Source organism: Brevibacillus centrosporus, from assembly GCF_003710815.1.
In the GTDB taxonomy this organism is placed as follows: Bacteria; Bacillota; Bacilli; order Brevibacillales; family Brevibacillaceae; genus Brevibacillus; species Brevibacillus centrosporus.
The window spans coordinates 17082-41998 of sequence record NZ_RHHP01000014.1; the positions used below are offsets into that span (position 1 = coordinate 17082).

General features: G+C 50.7%; 30 protein-coding genes. 7 read left to right on the top strand and 23 right to left on the bottom strand.

Annotated elements, in window-relative coordinates:
• Positions 1-4: 4 nt before the first annotated feature.
• Entirely contained in the window at positions 5-964 is a 960-nt protein-coding gene (locus EDM55_RS13770) for a carbohydrate kinase family protein (RefSeq protein WP_122960545.1), read from the bottom strand.
• A gap of 272 nt (positions 965-1236) precedes the next feature.
• On the opposite strand from EDM55_RS13770, the gene EDM55_RS13775 reads away from it, so the two are divergent.
• Positions 1237-2457, top strand: a complete 1221-nt coding sequence (locus EDM55_RS13775; RefSeq protein ID WP_092267553.1) for an MFS transporter — start codon at positions 1237-1239, stop codon at positions 2455-2457.
• Between the two features lie 107 nt (positions 2458-2564).
• Here the strand turns inward: EDM55_RS13775 and EDM55_RS13780 are convergent, their stop codons facing one another.
• The 7 genes from EDM55_RS13780 to EDM55_RS13810 form a co-directional block, all read right to left on the bottom strand.
• A complete protein-coding gene (locus EDM55_RS13780; RefSeq protein WP_122960546.1) occupies positions 2565-4628 on the bottom strand; it encodes a YecA family protein in 2064 nt (687 codons plus the stop codon).
• 81 nt (positions 4629-4709) lie between these two features.
• Complete coding sequence (locus EDM55_RS13785; RefSeq protein WP_092267551.1) at positions 4710-4982, bottom strand: hypothetical protein; 273 nt, start codon at positions 4980-4982, stop codon at positions 4710-4712.
• Positions 4979-5974 (bottom strand): hypothetical protein, encoded by a 996-nt coding sequence (locus tag EDM55_RS13790; protein WP_092267550.1) that lies wholly within the window; start codon positions 5972-5974, stop codon positions 4979-4981. The genes EDM55_RS13785 and EDM55_RS13790 overlap by 4 nt, the downstream gene beginning before the upstream one ends.
• 180 nt (positions 5975-6154) lie before the next feature.
• Complete coding sequence (locus tag EDM55_RS13795; protein ID WP_122960547.1) at positions 6155-7714, bottom strand: YcdB/YcdC domain-containing protein; 1560 nt, start codon at positions 7712-7714, stop codon at positions 6155-6157.
• Between the two features lie 114 nt (positions 7715-7828).
• Complete coding sequence (locus EDM55_RS13800) at positions 7829-8773, bottom strand: 3'-5' exoribonuclease YhaM family protein (protein WP_092267902.1); 945 nt, start codon at positions 8771-8773, stop codon at positions 7829-7831.
• An 18-nt stretch (positions 8774-8791) separates the two neighbouring features.
• On the bottom strand, positions 8792-9349 hold the full coding sequence (locus EDM55_RS13805; RefSeq protein WP_122960548.1) for a YkvA family protein: 558 nt from the start codon (positions 9347-9349) through the stop codon (positions 8792-8794).
• The gene (locus EDM55_RS13810; protein ID WP_092267547.1) at positions 9346-9975 is read right to left on the bottom strand and encodes a DedA family protein; all 630 of its coding nucleotides are present in this window, start codon (positions 9973-9975) and stop codon (positions 9346-9348) included. Before EDM55_RS13810 ends, EDM55_RS13805 begins: the two co-directional genes overlap by 4 nt.
• A gap of 288 nt (positions 9976-10263) precedes the next feature.
• Between EDM55_RS13810 and EDM55_RS13815 the strand changes: the two genes are divergently transcribed.
• Positions 10264-10749 carry a DUF2062 domain-containing protein gene (locus tag EDM55_RS13815; RefSeq protein WP_092267546.1) on the top strand — a complete coding sequence of 162 codons (486 nt, stop codon included), beginning with the start codon at positions 10264-10266 and terminating at the stop codon, positions 10747-10749.
• A gap of 82 nt (positions 10750-10831) precedes the next feature.
• Here EDM55_RS13815 and EDM55_RS13820 read toward each other — a convergent pair whose 3' ends face one another.
• On the bottom strand, positions 10832-11053 hold the full coding sequence (locus EDM55_RS13820) for a hypothetical protein (RefSeq protein WP_092267545.1): 222 nt from the start codon (positions 11051-11053) through the stop codon (positions 10832-10834).
• Positions 11054-11147: 94 nt separating this feature from the next.
• On the bottom strand, positions 11148-11900 hold the full coding sequence (gene nadE / locus EDM55_RS13825) for an NAD(+) synthase (protein WP_122960549.1): 753 nt from the start codon (positions 11898-11900) through the stop codon (positions 11148-11150).
• 130 nt (positions 11901-12030) lie between these two features.
• Between nadE and map the strand changes: the two genes are divergently transcribed.
• The 3 genes from map (at position 12031) to EDM55_RS13840 (ending at position 14587) form a co-directional block, all read left to right on the top strand.
• Positions 12031-12777, top strand: a complete 747-nt coding sequence (gene map, locus EDM55_RS13830) for a type I methionyl aminopeptidase (protein WP_122960550.1) — start codon at positions 12031-12033, stop codon at positions 12775-12777.
• Positions 12778-12945: 168 nt separating this feature from the next.
• Complete coding sequence (locus tag EDM55_RS13835; protein ID WP_122960551.1) at positions 12946-13983, top strand: LLM class flavin-dependent oxidoreductase; 1038 nt, start codon at positions 12946-12948, stop codon at positions 13981-13983.
• A 4-nt stretch (positions 13984-13987) separates the two neighbouring features.
• Positions 13988-14587: a TetR/AcrR family transcriptional regulator gene (locus EDM55_RS13840; RefSeq protein ID WP_122960552.1), complete on the top strand. Its 600-nt coding sequence runs from the start codon at positions 13988-13990 to the stop codon at positions 14585-14587.
• 215 nt (positions 14588-14802) lie between these two features.
• On the opposite strand, the gene EDM55_RS29960 is transcribed toward EDM55_RS13840, so the two are convergent.
• Positions 14803-14979, bottom strand: a complete 177-nt coding sequence (locus EDM55_RS29960) for a PCRF domain-containing protein (protein ID WP_139228068.1) — start codon at positions 14977-14979, stop codon at positions 14803-14805.
• A gap of 158 nt (positions 14980-15137) precedes the next feature.
• Positions 15138-15488: a PspC domain-containing protein gene (locus EDM55_RS13845; protein WP_174769316.1), complete on the bottom strand. Its 351-nt coding sequence runs from the start codon at positions 15486-15488 to the stop codon at positions 15138-15140.
• Positions 15489-15664: 176 nt separating this feature from the next.
• Here EDM55_RS13845 and EDM55_RS13850 point away from each other — a divergent pair, with 176 nt between their 5' ends.
• Positions 15665-15910 (top strand): hypothetical protein, encoded by a 246-nt coding sequence (locus EDM55_RS13850; protein ID WP_122960553.1) that lies wholly within the window; start codon positions 15665-15667, stop codon positions 15908-15910.
• A 54-nt stretch (positions 15911-15964) separates the two neighbouring features.
• Here the strand turns inward: EDM55_RS13850 and EDM55_RS13855 are convergent, their stop codons facing one another.
• The 8 genes from EDM55_RS13855 to EDM55_RS13890 form a co-directional block, all read right to left on the bottom strand.
• Positions 15965-16594 carry a flavin reductase family protein gene (locus EDM55_RS13855; protein WP_122960568.1) on the bottom strand — a complete coding sequence of 210 codons (630 nt, stop codon included), beginning with the start codon at positions 16592-16594 and terminating at the stop codon, positions 15965-15967.
• Between the two features lie 17 nt (positions 16595-16611).
• The gene (locus EDM55_RS13860; protein WP_122960554.1) at positions 16612-17772 is read right to left on the bottom strand and encodes a homogentisate 1,2-dioxygenase; all 1161 of its coding nucleotides are present in this window, start codon (positions 17770-17772) and stop codon (positions 16612-16614) included.
• Positions 17773-18073: 301 nt separating this feature from the next.
• Entirely contained in the window at positions 18074-18979 is a 906-nt protein-coding gene (locus tag EDM55_RS13865; protein WP_122960555.1) for an RluA family pseudouridine synthase, read from the bottom strand.
• A 76-nt stretch (positions 18980-19055) separates the two neighbouring features.
• On the bottom strand, positions 19056-19541 hold the full coding sequence (locus EDM55_RS13870; protein WP_122960556.1) for a hypothetical protein: 486 nt from the start codon (positions 19539-19541) through the stop codon (positions 19056-19058).
• Between the two features lie 79 nt (positions 19542-19620).
• Positions 19621-20319, bottom strand: coding sequence for an MBL fold metallo-hydrolase (locus tag EDM55_RS13875; RefSeq protein WP_122960557.1), 699 nt, complete (start codon positions 20317-20319; stop codon positions 19621-19623).
• Positions 20316-20960 (bottom strand): TetR/AcrR family transcriptional regulator, encoded by a 645-nt coding sequence (locus tag EDM55_RS13880; protein WP_122960558.1) that lies wholly within the window; start codon positions 20958-20960, stop codon positions 20316-20318. Before EDM55_RS13880 ends, EDM55_RS13875 begins: the two co-directional genes overlap by 4 nt.
• A 250-nt stretch (positions 20961-21210) precedes the next feature.
• On the bottom strand, positions 21211-21657 hold the full coding sequence (locus EDM55_RS13885; protein ID WP_122960559.1) for a DUF2269 family protein: 447 nt from the start codon (positions 21655-21657) through the stop codon (positions 21211-21213).
• A 21-nt stretch (positions 21658-21678) separates the two neighbouring features.
• Entirely contained in the window at positions 21679-22410 is a 732-nt protein-coding gene (locus tag EDM55_RS13890) for an NAD(P)-dependent oxidoreductase (RefSeq protein WP_259676085.1), read from the bottom strand.
• A 138-nt stretch (positions 22411-22548) separates the two neighbouring features.
• On the opposite strand from EDM55_RS13890, the gene EDM55_RS13895 reads away from it, so the two are divergent.
• A complete protein-coding gene (locus EDM55_RS13895) occupies positions 22549-22899 on the top strand; it encodes a winged helix-turn-helix transcriptional regulator (RefSeq protein ID WP_122960561.1) in 351 nt (116 codons plus the stop codon).
• Between the two features lie 369 nt (positions 22900-23268).
• On the opposite strand, the gene tpx is transcribed toward EDM55_RS13895, so the two are convergent.
• The 3 genes from tpx to EDM55_RS13910 all read right to left on the bottom strand — a co-directional run bounded on the left by tpx (position 23269) and on the right by EDM55_RS13910 (position 24892).
• Positions 23269-23790 carry a thiol peroxidase gene (gene tpx, locus EDM55_RS13900; protein WP_092267522.1) on the bottom strand — a complete coding sequence of 174 codons (522 nt, stop codon included), beginning with the start codon at positions 23788-23790 and terminating at the stop codon, positions 23269-23271.
• A gap of 86 nt (positions 23791-23876) precedes the next feature.
• Positions 23877-24410: a hypothetical protein gene (locus EDM55_RS13905; protein ID WP_092267521.1), complete on the bottom strand. Its 534-nt coding sequence runs from the start codon at positions 24408-24410 to the stop codon at positions 23877-23879.
• Positions 24411-24460: 50 nt separating this feature from the next.
• Positions 24461-24892 carry a gamma-glutamylcyclotransferase family protein gene (locus EDM55_RS13910; protein ID WP_092267520.1) on the bottom strand — a complete coding sequence of 144 codons (432 nt, stop codon included), beginning with the start codon at positions 24890-24892 and terminating at the stop codon, positions 24461-24463.
• Positions 24893-24917: the final 25 nt, after the last annotated feature.

Genomic DNA, 24917 nt, shown 5'->3' on the forward strand with positions numbered 1-24917 from the left:
CATCTCATTCGAGGTTTCCATTGATCCAAGGATTTGGTTTTGTGACAAGGAACTCTGCACGCCTAGACAGCTCATTCAAATCGATGTTTCCTTTTCTCTCCATACTTAGCTCTGCCATGGCCATGCCGAATGCTCCCTGCTCAGCGAGACGCTGGGTTTTGTTTTGCGCGTAGATGACTCCTGCTGCAAACGCATCTCCCGCAGACGCGCGGATCGGGGCGTCTGGTGGCGATAGCCAGAAGGATTCCGTTTGATTGCACAAATAAAGACCTGCTTCCCCACACATGATCATGACCTGGGAGACCCCTTCATCTACCAGAGTCTTCGCACACTTCTCCACATCCTGATAGGAGTGCAGGATTTGACCACATAGCGTCTCCATTTCATCGATACTGCCCACGATGGTGTATATACCCGCAAGCAGCCCCTTCCATTTTTCCGCCTTCTTCACAGAAACCAGGTCCACGATCACTTTCTTTTCGAGTCGGTTGGCTTCTGTTAGAAAGGCTTCCATCACAGGCAATGGAAGGTTGGCGTCCATGAACATACCCGCCGCCTGCTGCAAGCTCAGAAGGCCGCTTTGGATCATTACCTCGCTCCACGCATCATTGATAGCCATATCCGCGACAGCCGTGTACAATTCTCCATCCAGATCACAAATCGCTAAATAGCGCCCTGTCGATCTACCTGGCACTCGAAACATGCCATGCGTCGCAACACCGCTGTCTGCTGTAATTTTCCGCAGCCATTCGCCATCGGAGTCTTCCCCTACCAAGGCGTACAAATGCACTTCTTCGCCCAGCCAGCCCAAACTTTCCGCCACGTTTCGAGCGACTCCACCTGCCGTTTGATGGACGACTCCTGGATTACTCGTTCCGGGTAGCAATCTGACCGAAGTGACTCCCTGCATATCTACATTGGCGCCACCTACACATAGCCAGTAATCTTTCATCCCCTCCAGCATACAAGCACCCCTCCCAGCCGATTGCACACGGTTGATTCATCTATTTTCATCCTTACCTCTTTTTCGACAAGAGATGTTCATTTACCTACCAGTTCGGAAAGTTCCGTGTTTTTTCGACCGTTATGACCATCCTCCATATGCCAGTATTACAGGGGTGACGATTGGGGAGTTCCGTGCTAAAGTGAAAATTGTTAACTAGGAAACAGCCGTACGATAGAGAAGAAAAACGCTTTGAAACGTTTTTCGCAGAAAAAATATTGGAGATGAACCATATGAGCGCCACATCCACACCCATTCATGCATCACCGACTGGGCAGGCAGCTCCTACAGTGTACCGGATGCTTTTTGCAATCAGCATCGTTCACTTGTTGAATGATAGCCTGCAATCCGTTATTCCAGCACTGCTGCCCATCCTGGAAAAAAACCTCGCTTTAAGCTTTACGCAAGTCGGCCTAATTCTTTTGGTAATGAACCTTACCTCCTCTATCCTTCAACCGGTTGTCGGCTATTTATCTGATCGAAAATCTCGCCCATTTCTGCCTCCGCTCGCCTTGCTTGTATCCGGACTCGGTATGCTCGCTCTCGCTTTCGCCGGCAATTACTACCTGGTCCTCATGGCTGTCGCTTGCGTAGGGATCGGCTCTGCCGTTTTCCATCCGGAAGCATCCCGCTTTGCCCACCAGGCTTCTGGTGTTCGCAGAGGGCTGGGGCAATCGATCTTTCAGGTAGGTGGAAATGCGGGGCAGGCCTTGGCTCCCCTGATGACGATCCTGATTTTCGCAAACCTAGGTCAAGCTGGAGCGCAATGGTTCCTGTGGCCAGCTATTCTCGCCAGTGGTGTCCTGCTGTACGTCGCCCTATGGTATCGCGGTCAACAGCGCTTGAAAAAAGCAGCAACTGCTGTCGCCGCTTACAGCCATCGCAAGCAGCGTTTCATCGCCCTGGGTCTCTTGGTCTTGATCGTCAGCGTCCGGTCCTGGATGAACGCAGGCTTTCAAAGCTTCTACCAGTTTTATTTGATGTATGTCAAAGGGGTCGAATACTCTCACGCGCAGATCGTCGTCTTTGGCTTTTTGATGGCTGGCGCAATCGGAACCTTTTTGGGAGGTCCTCTCTCCGACCGTTTCGGAAAGCGCAACCTGCTGATTATCTCTACGCTTGGTGCCGTTCCCTTGACGATCCTGACGCCTTACGTCTCTGGCATTTGGGTCTATCCCGTTCTGTTCCTCAGCGGCTTGATCATGCTCTCCAGCTTCTCGGTTACGGTCGTGTATGCACAGGAGCTGCTCCCTGGACGGATCGGAACCGTATCTGGCCTCATCACTGGCTTGGCATTTGGTATGGGCGGCGCAGGCAGTCTCGTGTTCGGTTCTCTTGCTGACACGTTCGATCTGACCTTTGTCATTACCCTTTGCTCCCTGTTGCCACTGATCGGGGTCCTTGGATTCTTTCTACCGAAGGATCAAACGGTACGTGACTGGGCTCGCAGCTAAGTCCACATCTGAAAAAGGGCAATCCCGATGCGAGGGATTGCCCTTTCTTTTAACAAAAATGGGTGTCTTCTGCAGCTTGCTCTACAGTCGACACCCTTTCTTATTCCTTATACCAATACGCTAGTCGGAGCACCTAACAGCAGGGCAACAACTGGCGGATACAGCTCAGGTGTGCCGAATACCTTCCAGCTGCCGTCCTCGGTCAGACCGAAGAGTCCAGCGATCAGCCAATCCGAAGCCAATACGTCTGTGGCATCCGCTGCCAAAGACAGCGTAATTTGTTCTCCATTAGCGCGCTTCGCCGTCCAGACGTCCTTGTTCTTCTCCAGTAGCAGGAACGTTTCCTCTGTCAGATCTGAGAGGCTTGCTTGGCCAAGCAGATTTTGATTCGCTTCCTTCTCCAGTACACCGCGCAGGCGATACGCCTCAGGCAGTGTTTCCTTCAGCTCTGCCAGCAAAGGCTGCATGGTAGCGTGTACGTTGGCTACTCCTTGCTTGTCCAGCCACTTGAAGAACGAGGTGAGAACAGACAGCAGGTTGGTTGCCAGCGTCTTCGTGGTGGCATCTGTACGTGCGTAGATATCGTGCACCAAGAAGTAGGCAAGTTCTTCCTTGCGCAGCTGTTTCCAAGTGAAGCTCGGTCCAAAAGCACCACGAACGAAGGAACGGAAGTTGTTCATGACCTCGTCGTACTTTTTCACCGTCGCTTCCGATTTGCCCTCGGTCATTTCATGGACAAAGCGGCTGATGTCAGCCAATCGATCGGGATGCACGGTATAGACGCTATCCGGCAAGCCTTCGATCAAAGGTCGGCGCAGCAAGTTGTTTACGTGCAGCGTCTCGTTTTTCAAAGTCAGTCTTGGGCGGAGCATGTCCATGCGAATGAATCGCGCCAGACCTTGCCCAAGCTTGTTGTCTTGTTCCATCTGCTCCATCAGGCTTTGCAGCTTGCCATTCAGCTCAGCATTATCCGATGCCGCAACCAGGATTGGTGCGAGCTCATCCAAGGCTTCGTGCGGTGTAACCAGCCATTTTTCTGCGAAATAGGTTTGCACAGCCCATTGAAGGACTTTTGGCGGCAAAGTAGGCTGACTGGTGATGAACAGCGTACCTTTGGAAAGCTTGGAGCCAGTCGAAGAGAGAACTTGAATCTCTTCTTCGTTTTGCATCGGATGCATCTGCAAGAGATCTGCCACTTCATCCAGCTGAGGTGCAAAGCCTTCCAGCATGATTTTGCCATCTGAAATTATCAGCTCAGCCTGTACTTCATACAGCTCGAGCAAAGCCCCTTTCAGCGCTGGGAAGAGATGTTCTTCCTTGCGCGTCGCATATACCCAGATTTCTCCAGCGGCATCTCGACGCTTCAGCTCAAAAGAGCGTGTCGCTTCCATTTCCTTGATCAATTGATCACGATTTGGCAATGCGTAGCTGCGTCTCAACAGAGCATCTGCCTGTTTCACTTCGCCCGTCTCATCATCCCCGAACGACACGATGAAACGGTACAAATCCGTCGTATACACGCGCTTGCCCGTATCATTGGCTGCATCCTCAACTTCAGGATGCTCTTTTAGCCACTCGAGCAGCGATTGTTTTACATGCGGCTGCAGGATAATACTGCCTGAGAACAGCATATCGCGCAGTCCCAGATTCAACAGTCGGCCGACGATCATTTGACCTACTTCCACATGCAAATTGTTGGAACGCAGCAGGTAGTGGGTTTCGTGGCTGACTGGCTGTTGTACCGTCATCACGTCCCGATCTACTTCCACGACTTCATATACATTCAAATGAAGTCTGGCAAATGCACGGCGTAGATCTGGCTCCATGCGGCGGCCATGCTGCTTCACGTAATTCTCCAGCAGCGTGCTGCCTGCATTTCTAACATCCAGCACATACCAGTTGAAGAAGTGCGCCGCCCATTCCGGACGCATAACGCTCTCTTCCGTTAAGCCAATCTCTTCAGCAAAGCGGCTGCGGGCTTCCTGGATCGCATCGCTGGTCACGTTGCCCCCCACAAAGTGGTTCAGACGTTCTACCCAGCCAGCGTATTCCTTCTGCAGCTTTTGCTCATGACGACTGCGCAACTCCGTAATTGGAGTGACCACGCCACAGCATTTTTTGTATTTTTTCCCGCTCCCGCAGGGGCACAATTCATTTCTTCCAACAGACATAGAGGGTTTGGATCTCCTTTCCATCCCACGCGGCATGCGCGGGGAATCCTGCACAATCCCCCTATTTTACCGCATTATTCTTCATGTGTTCAAGGGTTCTCGTTTAGTTTCATGAACGATACCCACATCGCCGTTGTTTTCCCACTGGTGGATAAACTGCTCCAGACGGTTCATCAGCCTGACGATGCGCTGCTTCTCGCCCATGCATGCAGAAATAGCAGAGAGCTGATTGGTGGAAAAAAGCTGCACCACTTCCTGCTCCATTTCTTGAAGCCGAATCCGATAACTCGCGATGACTTCGCGTAGCAAGGCAAACCTCTGCTCCAACCGGATTGTAGCCTCAAGCTTACTCATTGTTGTTCACTTGTAGCCAGCACCTGCTCGATGCCGAGTACGATCTGCTCATGTTTATGTTTCTCTTTCATCAGCACTTCTATAGCTTGCATATTGCTTTGTTGAAAATGATCGACAACTTCCTGTGCCATTTCTTGCTGACGGGATTCCAAAAGGATAATCGCCTTCTGCATCAGTTCTTGAACCTCTTTCAATACGTTTTGTTCAGTAATGGTAGTCATTGTCTTTTCCTCCTTAGGGTTCGTTGTTTCGTGATGTTCTTCCAAAAGCTGCACGGTTTGTCCCGATTCGGTCAAGTCTTCTTTTGCTTCTTCCTCGGCCTTCGCTATCGTTTCGGAAGCGGCGGTAACAGCAATTTCCATGACCGCCGACTCATCTTCATATGGCTCTTCACTGCGAACAATGATGTACAGCCTCTCTCCGTCGATCCGGAAGCGATCATCCAGTACCGGCAAGAAGGCTGCCTCTGCCGCAATTCCCACTTCCTGTTCGAGAAAATGAACGAGGGAGCGAGTGGTCACCTGCGTGATACCGTTGTCACGGCAAAAAGCGAATACTTGATCGTTGCTCAGTGTCCACTCTGCCAGAAACCAGCGAGGGTCGCCTTGGTACTGCACAAAGCGAGGATCCTTCTCCAGCTGCAATAGCCGTTGAATCTGATTCCAGCCAAATTGGGTTTGACGACGAAGCTCCGCCACAATCTGATCCATTTTCTTAGGCGTGAGGGTATCACGCAAAAAACGGTACGCCAGATCGTACAGCTGGTGAGGTTGGTAGGTCAATTCCACAATCGCTTCTGAGCTCCCAACCCGTACGGGTGACTGCTCCTGCTCCAGCACCTTATCAAGCAGCGCTGCACTGTCTAGGTTTAAAAAAGCATTCAGCTCGTTTCCTTCCATCCGGGAGCAGACTTCTGTTCGGGGGAGGGAGCGCTCACCGGACCGGAATACCTTTTTTACAATACTTGGTAGGGTATAGGTTGGCCGTTTCATGAACTTTCTCCTTCTCGTGACCGGCATTGTTTGCCAATCAAATGGGAATCAAAGAGGTATTCTACAAAAAGAATAAAAAATCCTACCTCATTCAAAGTGTTTCTCTATTCCGATAATTAATAGCTTTTTCCTACGCAGAAAAGCCTGGCGCAGCCATCGGCCAGGCCAGACGTCTTCCTTCTATTCTTCCCACGCAAGCCAGCTGTCTACAAGACCGCCGTTGTGTGCATCAACCGCATGAGAAAGGCTGTCTTCCGTCGCCTCATAGACGAGCTGCTGAAGCTCAGCTGTCTGATTGGCTGCTTTTGCGTACCAGTAAGACGAGCGCAGCTTGACTTGCTTCAGAAAGGCTTCTTTCGCACTCTGCTCGCCAATCAGTCCTTGCTTGCTTACCTGACTCGGCGGCAGCGCCACTGCATCGTTCACTTGTGCAAAGACCACTTTTCCCTTTTTGGCATCCACCTCAATGGTGTAGGCAGCAGATTTTACGGGTATGCCGTTCACCTCGGGATAGAAATCGTAGCGGTACTTTGGATGCAGTCTTCCTTGCTCCTGATCGACCCACGCAGGCAATTGCTTAGCCAGACTTGTCGTCTTCAGTACAAATGCTTGTTCTTTGGCGTGCAAATACCTCTCTACAAATTGCTGTGCGGCTCTTTTGCCTTCTTCTGCTGTCAAAGGGGTTTCGAGTTCTTTTTCGGCTTGACCCTCTACTTCGATTCTGAGTGGTGTCCTTGTTTTTCGATCCAGAGTGATCTTCACACTCTCATTTGCGACAGCTTTCCATTCGTGAATAGAGACGTCGGCTTTCTTGTCGTTTTCATTTACGAAGTCGTATCTCAAACGGTTGAGCGTCAGATGAAGGTCCTCACCGAGCATTTTTTCCATACTTTTTTGATCTTTCCATACGTCCTTCGTTGCAGCTCCCTTGATCTTCCGCTCTTCTTTTACTTCGACGTACAAGTCCGGAGCTATTCTGCCTGTCAGACTATCGATCTTCGGCTCATTTTCTGGTACGTACACAAGCTTGCCAATTTCCTGATCGTAGACGAGCTCCATGGTGAGAGCTTCCTCCCACTCCTTCATCGCCTGATCAGCTGCCACTGCTTTTTTCGGGTCGGCTGCTTCTGTACCTGCAGGAAGCTTCTGTTTCTTTTGATTGAACATAACGACTTGACCATTCGCGTCGAGCATCACTTCGCCCATCTTCTTGCTCAATGGCACTTCATTTTGTGTCTGGTAAAAGGGAACGACCAGGAGCTGATCCGTTGCTGTCCCCCTTTGTGTCGCTAGATATCCTGCAGTAGAGACCGCGATGTCCACCCCAACCTGCTCCCGGATAAAGCTGACCGCTTTTTGATAAACAGCCTTTTTATCGAAATGTTTCGTCTTATCGCGATCTGGGTCTTTCAGCTCAAGGGCTAAGATATTTCCGTTTTCATCCACCGTAAGGTCAAGGGATACGCCAGAAGTGATCTTGCTCTTCTTATCCGACAGCTTCACTCGGTATTCTGAGCCTTCCTTCGTAAACGCGTCCGTATGGAGATTTCCCAGCGCCGGGACAAAGTCCTCCTTCAGATGTTTGAGTACCTGCACGAGATCGGCTGGCAGCGGAATGATTTCTACCTCACTCTTATTGATGCTCGCATGGGCAATAGATGGCTCGATCCATGTCGCCGGTGAAGCCAACAAGCTGGCCGCTACCAACAAAAATGCTGCTTTGTTCCACTTTCTCAACATCGATTCCTCCTCTTTACAGTAGCTCCTACTAAAGACGGTAACAAAAGGAAAAACGTTTCTTTCGGAACAAAAAAATAGTCGCCTGAATGCTTTACAGACGACGAAATGACATCTTTAGTAACCGCGCCACACTTTTCTTCTGAGCACTCCGGCATAGGCCCACTCTTCTTCACCGGCATCCGCCAAGGTTTGCCCCAAGGCATTCATTTTGCTGTCAATCTGGTCGAGATAGTGGAACAGTACAGCGGTTGGCGTCTTGCCGGAAACCGCACTGCCCCAGCCGTTTTCCACTTCGCCATGGTGGCTGAGGATGCAATGCTTCAAGTGCAGTACCTCCGCGTCCCCCAGTGGAATATCGAGCTTGCGGCATATCCCGCTCACGATCTCTACCCCCATGACCAAGTGCCCAATCAACTGCCCGGGTGTTGTATAGTCGGGGGCAATCGGATCAGACAGCTCGTACAATTTGCCGATATCATGCATGATGCAGGTCGCATACAGCACATCCCGATCCACCTGAGGATAGAGCGGCAACAGTCTCTCCGCTGCCGTCAGCAGGGAAACAATATGCTCGAGCAAGCCGTGGTAGTAGTTATGATGCATCCGGACGCCTGCTGGGAATTGACGCAGACGGCCGTGAATCTCTTCGTCAGCCAGAGCCTCGCGAATAATCGCTTGCAGTATCTTGCTTTGCAGGCCATCCACTGTCTTTAGCAGCTTTTCCCACAGCTCATCGACAGGGACGGGCGAAATCGGGATCAAGGACTCCATCTCGACTTCGTCCGATGTAGATGCAGGCCGAATCCGCTGAATAACCAACTGCTTCTTTCCCCGGTAGCTTTGCACAGTGGCGTCAATCTTGACGATCCCTTTGACCGCAATCGCTTCCTTGATCTCCGGGCTGACATCCCACAGCTTGGCCATAATCGTGCCGGAACGGTCACCCAGCTCCAGATTGAGATATTCACTCTGGTTGCTGGCTACACCCGCTTCTTTCGATTTGACCAGGCAAAATCCCACTACCCGCTCTCCTTCCAGATACTCCGCCAAATATTTCATCTTTTCTCCCATCCCAGCCTATTTTTTTCGGAACAAGGTCTCTTCCAGCTTTTTCACGATCTTTTTGCCGACCAAATCATCTGCTGACTTGACCACCTTCGTGATCACGCTAAGCACATCCTCTTGGCCGTTCCAATGCTCCCGGACGACGACTTCATCGACATCCACGAGAATTTTCCGCAAGGCGTAAACAGCCAGAATCACATCATCGAGTAGCCCGAAGCCTCCAACCAACACTTCCGGGATAAAATCGATAGGAGTAATAAAGTAAGCGACAGCAACACCCGCGATCGCTTTGGATTGGACGCTCACTCGCTTGTCGAGCATCAGTCTTGCCAGCAGCACGAACAGGTCAGGAGCTAGCAGAATATAGCTGGCAACCGTTTCATTGACGCCTTTATCTTTGATGAAGCCTTCTATCTTTTCCCGCAGTTTATCGTAAAAACGTTGATGCTTTTCCGGCAGCACGACCGGAATCAGCTCTTGTGTCTGTCGCACGGCAGGCAAGTTTGCTGTTGTGTCTTCTTCTACTTTGTGATCTTCTTTGCGGTCTTCTTTGCGGTCTTCTTCATTCATTGTGATTCCTCCCGTTTTGGTTTTCTTGCCACGCTGACTCGATGGCGTACATAGGACCAAATCGCGACGATCGCCAATAGCCCCAAGCATACGATAGCGAGGTTGCGGGAAATCAGGTCAAACATTTCATCCCAGCGCTCCCCGAGCTGCCAGCCTAACGTGACAAACAGAAGACTCCAAAAGAGGCCTCCCAGATACGTGTAAAGCATGAAGGTGGGAAACGGCAATCGGGTGATGCCTGCAAAATACGCTGTAAACTGTCTGACTCCCGGAATGAAGTATCCGACAGGCAGCGCCCATTTTCCAACGCGATTGAACCAATCCTCTGTCCTCTTGTAGACAGTGTACCCCAAGCCAAATCGCTTTCCATAGCGTTCAATAAAGGTGTATCCAAGAGTACGGCCAATCCAGTAAGCAGCCGTCATTGCCGTCACGGAGCCGAGAAAGCACACGAGAAAGGTAGGCCAATAATCTAATTTACCCGTAGAGACGAGAAAACCGGAAAAAACGAGCAGCGTTTCTTCTGGCAGCGGCATTCCCAGAATCCCCAGAAAAAATAGACCAAACAAAGCTCCGTAACCGTATTGCGTAATATATCCGCCAAAAGACGACATCATTTCTTCCATTTTGCCTCACCACTTTTCTGGCTTGTCCGCCCTATTCTCCATTATGCCAAAAGATAGCTGCGTTCTCAAATCAGCCCGGTTGACTTTATTCCTCTGGCGTTGTACGGTTACCTAGATCACTAAATTAAAACAAGCCGTCAAAATTGGGGCTCACCTTCTTGTTGAGTAAAAATAAACTTTTTGTAGAAAAATGGCGAATCTATAGACAGGCGCCGTGGCTTTCCAAATGTCGATTCGGTATAATAAAGCGTAGAGAAAGAGAAACGGGATAAACGAGGGACAGGCCGGATGTGGAAAAAAATCTACCGCAAACTAAAGTTTGAGTACTACAAGCTGATTCGTATGAAGGGTGCTCCTTCATTTGTCGCCCGCGGTTTTTCCGTAGGTATTTTCGTCGAATTCATTACCTTGCCAACTTTTGGTTTGGCGTTTTTACTTCTGTTTCCACTGATTAAAATTTTTCGCGCCAGTTTGCCAGCTGGATTGATTGCGTTTGTTATCGGCAAGTTAGTCCTCCCAGTTTTTATGGTACTCAATTACAATCTTGGGTACGCGATCGTCGGCAAGCCTATGAATGAGCATTTCGCTCACGGTGCGATGCCTCCATGGGAAAAATGGCTGCTCTGGATGAAGGAAAAAGGCCTCGCCTATTTTACAGGGAGCGCCGTGATGGGCTTTGTTGTAGCAATCGCCAGCTATTTTCTCGTTTACGCTGCCCTTCAGTTATATCGCCGCAAAAAAATGCGTCGCTCCGTCTCTCGCAGTACCTCGTAAGAGATGCCGCACGCAACGCACTTGCATAAAAAAAGACCGGTTCTGAGTAGATCAGACCGGCCTTTTTATTTTGTTTACACGCTTATGCAAAGTAGCCTTTATCCCGCAGTTGCTCCATGATTTCGGCAACGGTCATATCTTGCTTCAAGAGCTCCAGCGTTAGTTCCACTTGCTCTGGGGACAGGCCGTTCGCACCCAGGCTTTCACTGATCAACACGAAGTTGGGGCGACGGAAGTACGTTTGCAACGTACGCTTCACTCGTCCTTCCAGACTTGTTCTCAGCATCAATTCTGTCGTCGACATCTGTTCCACCTCTTTCTCGAAAAAGATCTATGCATAACCTCTATTATCGTACAAATTTGCCCAAGAATCAACTGTTGGCTCAGACTGCCATCCATTAAATTTCCGGCATCAAGTTGCGCTTGTGCTCGGAAATGCGATGGAGGTACTCGATGCGCTCTTTTGCTTCCGGTCTTGTCTCGCCAGTAATGAGCAAACGGTCCAAGTCTTCATAGGTAAAGCCCATTTCCTGTTCGTCTGTTTGACCTTCCCACAAGTCAGCGGACGGAGCTTTCGTAATGATCGATGTAGGTACACCCAGCTCTGCTGCCAGGATCCGAACCTCATGCTTCGTCAGGCTGGCAACCGGATTAATATCCGCCAGTCCATCTCCGCCTTTGGTCATATAGCCTACGTAAACTTCGCTGCGGTTGCAGGTATCGACAACGAGGTACCCTTTTTGGTTCGCAATCGCGTAAAGAACCGTCATGCGAAGACGTGCCTTCGTATTTCCTTTTGTCTTTGCATCCAGTGGTAGCACGCCTTCGATCGAAGGAACGATCGCATCAAATGCCGCTCCGACATCTACGGTCACCAGGTTTAGACCGATCGCATCTGCCAGGCGCTGCGCATCTTCCGCATGGACATCCTGGGAGTAAGCTGGCAGCCATACCCCGATTACCCGCTCCTTGCCCAATGCTTGTACGCAGAGCGCAGCTGTCACGGCACTGTCAATCCCGCCGGAAATTCCTACGACTGCGCCACCCAGACCCGGCCCATCAATCTGTTCACGAATGAATTGTACGCGCTTTTCCGCGTCTTCTTTTACATGTATCTGGTAGTTCGCCAGATGTTCCTGAAACTTGTCCATGCTACCTACCCCCCGGTGATTAGTTCTTCCTCATCCTACCACGCAGTTTTCACGGTGGCAATTAGCCTCAAATGGGTCTACACTATATATGTACGCAGTAGTATCAAAAGCGGGGACAAGGAGAGAGTCGATGATTATCCTCAAGACACCAGAAGAAATTGAACTGATGCGCGCCGCAGGGAAAATATTGGCCGCTTGCCATCGGGAAATTGCGAAGATGATTCGTCCTGGCGTTTCTACCTGGGACATTGATCAATTTGTAGAAGAGTTCTTGGCCAAAAACGGAGCTACTCCTGAGCAAAAAGGGTATTCCGGTTATCCGTATGCGACCTGTGGCTCAGTCAACGACGTGATCTGCCACGGTTTCCCTAAAAAGGACCCCCTTCAAAACGGAGACATCGTGACAATCGACATGGTTGTCCGCAAAGACGGCTGGCTGGCTGATTCTGCATGGTCGTATGAAGTCGGTACCGTTTCACCAGAAGCGAAAAAGCTGCTGGAAGTAACGGAAAAGTCGCTGTACTTAGGGATAGAGCAAGCAGTGGTCGGCAATCGGATCGGGGACATTTCCCACGCGATCCAGACTTTTGCCCAAGCAAACGGCTACTCCGTCGTGCGTGACTTTACCGGACATGGTATTGGTAAAGATATGCATGAGGAGCCGTACGTGCCGCATTTCGGACCTCCAGGACGCGGACAACGCCTGAAGGAAGGCATGGTCATCACCATCGAGCCTATGCTCAATATCGGTACGTATCACGCCAAGATCGATGCAGATGGCTGGACAGCTCGCACACAGGACGGACAGCTCTCTGCGCAATATGAGCACACCATCGCCATTACAGCGGATGGACCTGTCATTTTGACTAAACAATAAGGTCATGACTACAGAAAAAAGCCCATTACAGGGCTTTTTTCTTTTGCCTGTGGTTCTCCGATGTGCTGAATCGAACATCGGAAACTTGACAGTTGACTGGCAGGTTCGTATGATGCAAGTACATTTGTTACTAACTAGTAACAAACCTTCAAAGGAGGTTTTTCATACATGTCTTCATCTGCTAATGACAGCCATGCTTCATCCAAGCAGCTTCGCAATATACCCCTGTCGGTTTTGGATTTGTCTCCAATCGTAGAGGGCAGCAACGCTACCGAGTCGTACAAAAAAAGTCTAGATCTGGCTCAGCATGTGGAGAAATGGGGATACCATCGCTTTTGGCTGGCCGAGCATCATTCCATGCCGAGCGTAGCCAGCTCCGCCACGTCTGTTTTGATTGGTCATATCGCGGGAGGTACTACGACACTGCGCGTAGGTTCTGGCGGGATCATGCTCCCGAATCACGCACCTCTGGCCATCGCCGAACAGTTCGGCACTTTAGAATCCCTATATCCTGGGCGCATTGATCTCGGACTGGGAAGAGCACCGGGAGCGGACCAGCGCACAGCGCGTGCTTTGCGACGCGACTTGCGAAATGGCGAGGACTTTCCTGAACTTCTGCAAGAGCTGCGCGCATATTTCAATCCTAGCCTCGGCCATACCCCTGCAGGTGTACGCGCCGTTCCAGGCGAGGGGCTGAGCATCCCGATCTGGCTGCTCGGCTCCAGCGATTTCAGCGCCCGTCTTGCCGGTCTGCTCGGATTGCCGTTCGCTTTTGCCGGACATTTTTCACCCAACTACACCCTGCCTGCACTGCAAACCTATCGTCACAGCTTCCGTCCGTCTGAGGTACTTCAGGAGCCGTATGCGATGGTCGGGGTCAACGTCATGGCTGCCGACACAGATGAAACAGCGGAGCGACTCGCTACCACTCATTTCCAGGCGTTCCTGAATATTATCCGTGGCGATCTCAAGCCCATTCAGCCTCCAGTGGATAGCATGGATGACCTGTGGACGGAGTTTGAAAAGCTGTCCGTTCAGTCCCAGCTTCGTTCCTCCATCATCGGCAGCCCGGACAAAGTCAAAGAGGAGCTGCAGTCCCTCTTGAACGCTACACAAGCTGACGAGCTGATGATCACGACGTCCATGTTTGATCATGCAGACCGCCTGCGCTCCTATGAAATCGTGGCCGATATCTGGAAGTCCTAGCATCATGACCACTGGGAAACGAACGCGAATCCCGCGGGAGCAGGCGCAGGAAATCATCCTGAACGCTGCCGAGGAGCTGTTTGATCAGGAAGGCATACACGCAGTCAGTGTGGACGCCGTGGTCGAGCGGGCTGGGATTAACAAGATGAGTGTGTATCGTCAGTTTTCCTCCAAGACCGACCTGATCTTAGCTTACATCAGCCGCAAGCAGGAGGCTTTTTGGACAGAGTGGAACCTCAGCTTGTCCAAGCATCCTGACCAGCCCCGGGAGCAGTTGATTCAGTTTTTTCGCGACCTGGCCGCCAAAGCCTCCTGCACCGATTATCGAGGCTGCTGCTTTCTCAATGTTGCCGTTGAATTTCCTGATACTGCGCATCCTGTTCGGGAGCTTGTCACCACACACCAGAGGAGGATTCACGATGCGCTTCTGGAAATGGCGGAAGCGCTGGGTGCTGCTCATCCGTCTGAGCTTGCCTATACCCTTCGCCTTTTGATGGAAGGGACCTATGCCGAGAGTCAAACATATGGAACCGATAGTGGCGCCATCCAGATGCTCCCCGCCATTGTGGAGAAGCTGATTGATACATCCATCGCAATCCGATAAGAAATCCTCTATCGTGGCCTGTTCAAGGAGGAGCGACCGCGTTTTAGCGGAAAGTTTTACCGAAGTAATGCCTGAAGCGGACGCTGCGGCACTTCGCCATGCGCTCCGGAATTCATAATCGTAAACGCTTATAAATTTCTATACGTTAAAAAAGTGGCTTGCCGCATTCCCATGCAGCAGCCACTTTCTATTTGTTTCCACCCATCCTCATGGTTTTACCCTTGTACACTTGTTGCGAGCTTCTTATCGCCTGTCATTGCTTCCAGGTCTTGAATGTCTTTTTCCAATTCCTGAATGTCTTCTTCGATCAGCTTTTTCAAGTGCTGCTTTTCCCTCAGGACTTTCCTCGTTTGCTCCAAACGCTGGTTCAAGTCAAATACGCCGAGATACACTGCTTTTCCCTCCCTATGTACATTATCCACCTTACATGTTATGCGGCCGATCCCATATGTTTCCATGTCAAAAAGCAGTAGACGGGCCTTTTTTTCACGACATCCCCGGCAAGAAGCAAAAGAGACCTCCACTTGCGCGCAGAAGTCTCTTTGTCCTTTTAGACGCTTTTGTATTTCCCCAATTCAGTGCGAAGTCTATGGACCTCGTGCACAAGCGCACGCTTCTCCAAGCGATCGATTTCCGAATCCAGATCGTTCATTCGCGATTGGCTCGGATAGGGGCGTTCAAATCCGTCAAACCCATCCCCCACGTAAGACCATCTAGGCTCTTTCGGCATAATCATTGCCAAAAGCAAATAGATCAGGATCGGGATCCCCGTGCAAACGGTTAAAATGACGACCCCCACCCGCACGAGCGTCGAATCCATTCGCAGAAAATGGGCAATCCCCCCACAAACCCCAAACAGTCGTTTGTCTTGCTGCGAACGATATAAACGTCTTTCCATCATCTTAATCCTTCCTCTCTGCCAGCTTCCGCTTTGCTTTGTATCTACAGGATACCCCACGGCCAACTATCGCAAAATGGCCCATAGAGGGATTTGTCCTCCGACCCGGGACGGAGATCAGCTGTGTTCTGCATGAAATGGGCGTATCCCGTTTACGCTACAAGAAGAGGTGATCAGTCATGCCATTTATCTGGCTCGCAGCTTTCTTATTACTGGCCGGGTGCGCTGGGAACACTGCCGAAGAACGCAGCTTCATACAGAGCGATCGACATTTTTACTACCAGCAAAGCGTCGTGCATCCCTTTGGCCTAGAGCCAAACGTCACACCTTACGGCCCTCCCGTAAATGCCAGCACTTCCGGTGAATACGACCGCTGGATCAGGCCGGATGCGGTTTCCCAATATCCGGGTCTCGTTCCGAAATAACCGAGCGCTCCAAGCAAAAGACCGCTCTGACTTGGAGGGCGGTCTTTGCTCTTCCTATTTGATTGCATTCCCTTTCTTTTCGTAGATGGGCCGTGGACGCTCAAACACTTCACCCAATGTCGCGTAGCCTTGCCCTGCCAGCCTGCTCACAGGTGCAAACGCTCTGGCATCAATCCGACCGTTGTGGTACAGCTCGTCGTCTACCTGCACATGCAGGACCTCTCCAATAATGAGATCCGATACCGTAGGACTTCCCAGCTCCACGATTTGATTCAGCTTGCACTCAAAATGAATGCGGGATGCACCTAGACGCGGTACCCTCACAGAAGCAGAAGGCAGCAGTTCAAGACCTAGTGCTGCTGCCTCACTTTCTTCTGGCGGATACTCCGCAGATGTTTGGTTCATGACATCTACATTGTGCACATCCACCATATTCACAACAAACTCGCCGCCCTCCGCAATGTTTCGTGCGGTGTCTTTGCGCATTCCGTCCGGCTTGCGCATGACGGCAACGGATAGCATCATCGGTTCGACACTCGCTACATTAAAGTAGCTGAAAGGCGCTGCGTTCACTAGACCGGCTCTGTCCATGGAGGTCAACCAAGCAATCGGCCTTGGGATTACGCAGCCTGTCAGCAGCTTGTATTTTGCTTGCCTCGCAAGTTCCGCCATCGATAATTCCATTCCGTAGCCTCGCTTTCTCACTCTTTTGGTGGGAGCCAGCTCGCCATATACCCCCCATCCTCTACGGACAATGCCTGGCGCGTCACCTGCAGTGGATGGAAGGTATCGAGCATGACGGCCAGCTCCGTCGTTTCCTTTTTGCCGATGCTTCCTTCGATCTTGCCTGGATGGGGGCCATGCGGAATCCCCATCGGATGAAGCGTAATCGAGCCTTCGAAAACACCCTTTCTGCTCATAAAGTTCCCTTTTACGTAGTATAGCACCTCGTCGCTTTCTACGTTGCTGTGGAAATACGGCGCAGGGATCGACTGGGGATGATAGTCGTAGAGGCGTGGCACAAATGAACAAATCACGAAATTTTGCCCGGCAAACGTCTGATGCACAGGCGGCGGCTGATGAATGCGCCCGGTGATCGGTTCAAAATCGTGAATGCTGAGCGCATACGGATACAAAAACCCATCCCAGCCTACGACGTCAAAGGGATGGAAATCAAAAAAGTAGCTGTATACAGCCGATTGCTTTTTGACGCGCACTTCAAATTCGCCGCTCTCGACATGCGTCTCTAACCTCTCCGGCACACGAATGTCCCGCTCGCAATAGGGGGAGTGCTCCAGCAGCTGCCCGTGCTCATTGCGGTAGCGCTTCGGCGGGACGATTTCATTTTGTGACTCGATGACCAAAAAACGGCTCGGCGCCGATGGAACAAGGCGGTATGTGGTGCCAATGGGGATTACCAGATAATCTCCGGGCCAATAAGGCAGTGTGCCAAAAATCGTCTGCAGTTCTCCTTCGCCCTCGTGAACAAAAAGAACCTCATCACCGTCTGCATTGCGATAAAAGTAATTCATCGGCTCAGTCGGCACACATACCCCCATGAGCACATCGTTATTTCCCAGCAAATAGCAGCGGCCTGTGATCGGATCTCCTCCTGGACGCAAATCAAATGTTTTGAAGTGCTGATGCTTGAGTTCATGCTGTGGAACGAATTCGGGCTTCCAATCCGCAAATTTGCTGGTGGAACGTACCTGGGTAGGAGGGTTGTGATGATACAGGATCGATTGTATACCGGAAAATCCTTTCGTTCCCATGACCTGCTCACGATATAGCTCGCCGTTTGGCTTGTAATACGTCGTATGCCTTTTTTTCGGCACTTCCCCCATGCAATGATAAAAGGCCATCTTCATTTCCCCCTTCGTAGGCTCAAGTGGAACCATCGGAAAACAGGAAAAAGCCCAGCTTACCCCCAAGCCGATTCGGTTGCATGACAAATGTGGGGGCTCCCCGCTGTCAAACGTTCCGAAACATGCATCAGGCGCAAGCTGGGCTCTATCTGCTAAAGAGAAAACGTCTTTTGGACAAATCCCCACAGACAGCCAGCTGTCGTCCGATTGTTTCCACTGTTTGGAAATCAATCATTTGCTTTTATCATATCGAAACCGCTTACACTTTTCTAGAGGAAAATGCCGATGTGCATTCCCTTCACGCTTGTTTTCCGAACAGCTTTCCAGCCAGCTCGCTCATGTCTTGCGGCAACGGCTCCGTCCACACCATCTGGACACCGCTGCGCGGATGAACAAAGGACAGCTGACAGGCATGCAAAGCTTGTCTGCCAATCTGCTCTCGGCTCCCTCCGTACAGGTCGTCTCCTGCCAAAGGATGCCCGAGACTGCTCATATGCACCCGGATCTGGTGCGTTCGCCCCGTATCGAGCTTCAACTCCAGATGGCTCATCCCCTGTCCTCGCGCAAGCACGCGATAGTGGGTGATTGCGGTTTGTCCGTCAGCACGAACCTGCCTCGTGATGAAGGAATCCTCTGCAAGCCCAATCGGCGCATCGATCGTCCCGGAATCGGCCTCAACTACCCCTTCCGCGATCGCCTGATAGATGCGGTGCAGCGAACGCTCTTGCTGCAGTCGGCTGAACTGCTCATGCGCCCACTGATTTTTTGCGACGATCAAAAGGCCTGATGTATCTTTATCCAAACGGTTGACGGCACGAAACCGCCGATACTCTCCCCGCTTTTGCCAGTAGGCCATGACTCCGTTAGCCAATGTGCCGCTCGCATGGTTTCCTGTAGGATGCACCACCAGACCTGCTGGCTTAGCGATGATCATCAAATCCTCATCTTCATACCGAATCGAAAGCGGCATATCTTCAGGAGGCACGGTTTCTTCTGCATCCTCGGTGACCATCACCGCGATCTCGTCACCTGCCTGCAGCTTTTCATTGACGAAAACCAGCTGTCCATTACGTGTGATCAGCCCTTTGAACTTGGCCCGAATCAGCAGGCGGCGGGATACCCCGTAACGCTTTTGCAAAACGTCCCGTACGGTGCGACCAGCATCCTCTTGGTCCGCGATAAATCGTAGTAATTCTTCTTGCATGTTGTCTCTCCTTTAGGTGTTCCCTTTTGACAGTATACCAAAAAAGGAGGGCATCGTCCGCTGAGGAGCGCGCTCGTCAAAGCTGCTGGCTGCGCACTTCAATTACGAAGGCATGTCCAGCATCGCCTTGATCCCATTCTCCTCGAACATCAAACATGTACCAGCCTGGCACTTCAGGAGCTTTCCACTCGTTCCCGTTCTCCAGCGGCTGCTCGATCTGTTCTGTTCCGATCCATTGGGTGACCCGCAGTGTTTCTTCGAGAGGAGCTTGAGGAAATGTGACAGTGAGGGTGGCTCCCGGTTTGACAGAGAGCGGTCGTGGCTTCATTTCTCCGATGATTTCGGGAGGGGCGGCTGTGTCCTTGCAAACTCCTTGACTTTCATAATGCCAGCAAGAGGAAGTGGGAACAGTGACAGCCGTTTTCCCCATCCACGTAATCGAGGGGGCAGGGGGCTGTGGCAGTTGCTTGGGGGCTGACTGATTGGTCTGCCAAAATTGACAACCTGTCAGCAATAAGGTCGCAGCTAGGCAATAACGAATGATCTTTCCATCCATCTTCATGCAATCACCTCACTTAAAAGGACGCAAAAAAAGCCGGGACGTTTCACCCGGCTCGTCAGATCTTCCGCAAAAAGATTTTCTATTGCCATACACTGCCTGGCAGGGAATGCGCCTGAGCAGTCGCCTGCAAATATTCATCCAGATGCTCTGCTGGCCTTTTGACAGGCTTGCCGTGACATACCTCCAAATGCACGGGCTGCAGCTCTCGCAGGATGACACTGCTTTTCAAGGCTTGTGCCATATCTGCCGTAAACATTGGCATCGGTCTGTGAAGCTTCCCAGCCTTTGAAGTAAACAAATCGCCTGCCAGCACCACTTGATCTTCCTCGTGATAATAAATCACATGCCCTGGCGAGTGTCCTGGAGTGAGATAGGGGTTCAGGCCGGCGACAACTTCAAGCTCTCCGCATTCATCTACAGCAAGTGGCTGCACGACTCCTGGCGTCACGGTGACTTCTGGTCTCTTTCGGCGAGGGTACGCCAGCTCGCCCTCCAGATACGGTATTTCGATGGAATGCGCATACACGGGAACTTGGGTGTTTTCCCTTATCCGTTTGACTGCCCCTACGTGATCGGAGTGCCCGTGCGTCAGGAGAATGCGCTTGAGCGGCCCTGCATGCAATCGATCGATAAAAGATAGGATACCTTTTGCCATAAAAGGTATTCCAGCATCAATCAGTGTCACACCATCCTCCTCCACTACCACCCAAACACGCAAGGGAATAACCATCCACGTATGCAGGCTATAAATGTGACGCGAGATTTGTTCGACTTTCATCCTCTACCCTCTCCTCTGCGTAATACTTGTTTACAGCCTTCCAGCAATACCTCTAAAGACAGCTCAAACGTCGGCGTCAAACGTTCCAGCAGCTGCTCAACCGTTTCCTCAGAGTGTGTATACGTCCCGATAATCCCTTGCAGGGTATAGGTATAAATACGAGCAAACGCGAGATTTTCATCCTGCTGATCATGCTCAGGCAAACACGCGATAAGTGCCCTTCTCAGGACTTCAAACAGTCGCGTCCGCTGTATCTGCAGCTCCTCCGTCGGCTCTGCCGCAACATCAACGCGGGATGCCTTTACCATGAAGAACAAGGTATGCATCGTCCGGTGAAGCAAGCAAAACGTAATAAACTGCAAACTGACTTTTTTTAGCCGCCCTTCAGGACTAAGGGATGAATCGGACAATGCCGCTTCCATCTGCTCCTGTAAAGCCTGCAAAGGTCCGATGGAGAGCTGGTGAAGCAGCGCTTTCTTATCGGCGAAGTAAATGTACAGTGTTGTGTGCGAGCAGCCTGCCGCTTTGGCAATTTCCCGGATCGATACCGCCTCAAATCCCTTTTGAGAAAACAGCTCACCTGCTGCTTTCAAAATGGCGTTTTTGGTTTCCTCTGAACGCATTTCCTGTCGGCTACCCATATCTTGAGACACTCCTTGTCGAGTTGTTACTCCACATTATAACCATCGGTTACTAACCATTGGTTATAATATAACCAATGGTTACAAAAACGTCAATACTATTCTCAGAAAATAAAGTATTAGACCGAGACCCCCTTATTCTACAAGGAGTCCCGGTCTTTTGAGCAATCCATGGATCTAAACTGGATAATAAAGGTTTTTATTTCGCTCCCTATCCCGAAGATTCGGTCGTAGCGTATGGTGGTGGAGACTAAAACGGCTTGATGACCATCAGCACGATAACTGCAATCATCAGCAGTTGCACCGCCAGCTCTAGTGGCGCGATCTTTTTCATCGCTCGAGAAAACTCGGCAGGTATCTCATCCCCACTGCTTGCCGCCACGAGCTTCGTGACTTTTTGCAAACGAGGCTCGATGAATCCGCCAATCGCGACCACCAGGAGCAGCGACAACAGAATGGACACAGTCAACCACATTTGGGACAGTCCCATGCCGGTTAAGATCATGAGCCCTATCCCAGTCGCGATCAGAGCAGCTCCGCCTATTTTAGGCAGCCAGGAAAGCTTGGCCGTGATATCGAAGACAAAGCGAAGCTGGCTGGCTGTTTGGGCTGACCTACGAATGATAGGGATGAGGAATGCGGATCCCATGAAAGCAATCGCCGAGAGTATATGCAAAACGAGCAGCATTCCGAACATATAGGCAGTCTCCTTCCGCGCTCAGCTTACAGGCAGCTCGCTTTGGTAAGCGAGGCCGACTCTTTTGCCTTTAAACGGCCCTCCAAGCTCAAGGTGGTTCAGCATACAGTTCGCTACATCTTCGTAAGCAACATCCAGCTCCTTAAACCGGCTGAACAGGTGGCCGGCAATTTCAGCTTCGGAGTAGTCCTTGATGTTCTCCGGAACAGGCACAGGCAAAATGTTTGTGCTTACATGCATACGAACGGACGACGGAAGATCGGCCGTTTCGACCATCGTTCCCGGGCACATGACGGACCAATCGAGCTTCGTCTGACGCAGCCGTTCCAGATTCCGGTTGTGAGTTTGGTACATGGGCGGGAACCCGGGCAAATTATTGCCCATCAAATCGGTAAAAGGAATGTCGAGCAGCCCGGCTCCTCCCATTAACCATACCCGTCCAGAAAACATCGTGTTTTTTTCACACTGGCTGACGATGTTATCGACGATACGAACAAACTCTTCTCCCTGTGCGGCGTTACCAGCAGCAATAATAGCGGCGCCTTGCTGCAAGAGCGCTTCGTAGACGCTTTCCGGATCCATGATGTCCTTCGCGATCACCTTCACTTGCGCCGCAATCTCCACGCCTTGCTGCTCATAAAGCTTCTCGGGATTGCGCACGAAGGCGGTCATTTCATGCCCCCTATTAACGCCTCGTTCCAGTACCTTTCTTCCCGTGTTTCCCGTTGCTCCGAAAACAATAATCTTCATCATTATTCCCTCTTCCTAGCGATTTCCAAATTTTTCATTGCTTGATTGACTTCATGTTAGCACCGCCCTAAAATCTTGATAAGAACCCACTTTCGTGTAGGGTACTTACTTGAAAGTAAGCTTTGAGCAGGGAGGGATTGGATGGAAGCTGGGACAAAGGCAGCACTGGAGAGAAAATGTCCTATTGAAACGGTAATTCACGTGCTCGGCGGGAAGTGGAAGCCTACAATCTTATGGCTTTTGTTAGACTCCACCAAACGGTTCAGCGAGCTGGAGAAGCTGATTCCCGAGGTGACTCAGAAGATGCTAGCCCAGCATTTGCGAGAGCTGGAGAGCGACCAACTGGTGACACGGACGGTTTATCCATCGGTCCCCCCGAAAGTGGAATACTCGTTAAGTGATTATGGAAAGACGTTGGTACCCGTTATGGAAATCATGTGCAAGTGGGGCGAAACCCATCAACGGCCGGGCTTAAGGCAGCCTGTCCTGTAAACTGCAAATCCTAAGTAGATGCGTTATTGTGCGAAATTAAGTAAAGACTCTCCAGTTATAGACTGACCATAATAAACGAAACAGCGGCGAATTAAGACTTGAAAATAAAGTCTTAGACTCGCCGCTGTTTTATTAAACTGTCGTTTAGACCTTGCTTGTGTAGCAATTGCTCTAATCTCAATCGCAAAGGAAGACATAATCCACTAATCTGCATGTTAGATTAATTGGGGATCAGAAAGGCCTCTCGTGTACTCTCGTTATTGTCGGGACCCTCCCCTGGAATTCTTATCTGAATTGCTCCAAATGAAAAGCCCTCCTGCGCCGGATAGACGAAGAGGGCTTGGTTATTCCATCGATGTGCGATGAAATTTATTTCGCAGCTTGTGCAGCAGCGATCGCAGCTTCGTAGTTTGGATGCTCACCAGCAGCCGCAACATACTCAGCATGTACCACTTTGTCGTTTGCGTCGATAACGAAAACAGCGCGGGACAAGAGGCGGAATTCTTTGATTGCTACGCCATAGGCAGTACCAAAGGACAGGTCTTTGTGGTCAGACACGGTTTTCACCTTGTCGATACCAGCAGCACCGCACCAACGGTTTTGCGCGAAAGGCAGGTCAACGGAAACAGTCAGAACAGTTACACCGTCCAATTTCGCTGCTTCTTCGTTGAAACGGCGAGTTTGCGCATCGCAAACACCTGTGTCAATGGAAGGGATCACGGAGATGATGCGAACGGTGCCTTTGGAATCAGCCAAAGTTACTGGGTTCAGATCGCCACCTACTACTGTGAAATCAGGAGCAGTATCGCCCACTTTGATTTCTGGACCCACCAAAGTTACAGGGCCACCTTTGAATACGAATGCGCCTTGGCGCTCAACAGCTGTTGTCATGATTTCTTCCTCCTCACCAATCATTCATATGTACTTACTCATCATACCCTATCATTCACTTTTTTTCACTATGCCAATAGTAGAAATTACAGATTCAGCTGCACTTTTCCAGAGGAATTCGACTCTACCTTTTCTATTCGCTTCACTTCATGTTCGTATTCCCAATCAGTTTTCGCGTTCAGCTCATGGCAGCGCATCAGAGCATGGTAGAGCGCGAAGCCAAAGTGAACGTTCTTCAATTCATAGCGATTGGCATGCGCTTTTGGTAAAGCCGTGTTGATAATGTGGATTTGATAATTGGCCTTCTTCGTTTTTTGCTTGACTGGCACAATGTAACCCATTTGTTTCAGAACAAAGCCATAATCGAATTGTCCCTCGTCATCAAAATCAATCGTTTCATCCGAGGTAGCCAGATACTCCAGCAGTGTTCCCAAATCCAGCAAATCATAGCAGGCTGGCTTGGGCATGGAGAGAACAGAGCCGTCATTGTTGACAAAATAAATATGGTCACGGTAATGAAAGATCAGTTCGTCTTCCGGCACTTCGTCAGGAAACATCCAATGACTCGCCGGAATCAACAAGCGCCAGATTTGGGCAGGAGCCTCATTCAGCAGTTCCATGGCAGGGATCCCTCCTTTTTCCCTACCAGTTTTGGCAAAAGCACCTTCCCCTATTCAGCCAGCACATCCAGCATGTAGCGGCGCCAATCGCCATCTTGGATACGCGTTCCCCATTGCTTCACATATTCCGCATCCAGGTAGCGATATACATAAGCGATCACTTCTTCGCCTGTTTGCACCAGGACCGCCGAAATCTCGATTCGCTCGTACTCATTTCGCGAATCCTCTGGGCCAAAGTAAGTTTCCAGCTCGTCCAGAGCGCTTATTGCCTTTTCAAAGACTTCTGGGGAAAAGAGGAGAATCTCCCCTATTACGTCGTCATTTCCTGCGAGCAAGCCAGGATAGCCCTGTGGCAAGTGATAGACCTCCCCTTTGATTTTCGCTGGCTGGACCTCGCAGTCGTAGGGCTTTGCGTATAAAGCATGGTTCATAAAGCCCTCCAGCAGGGTTCCGTACACAAATACAGGCATCGTTTTGCTCATGATTCACAGCTCCTATCTAGTTGGT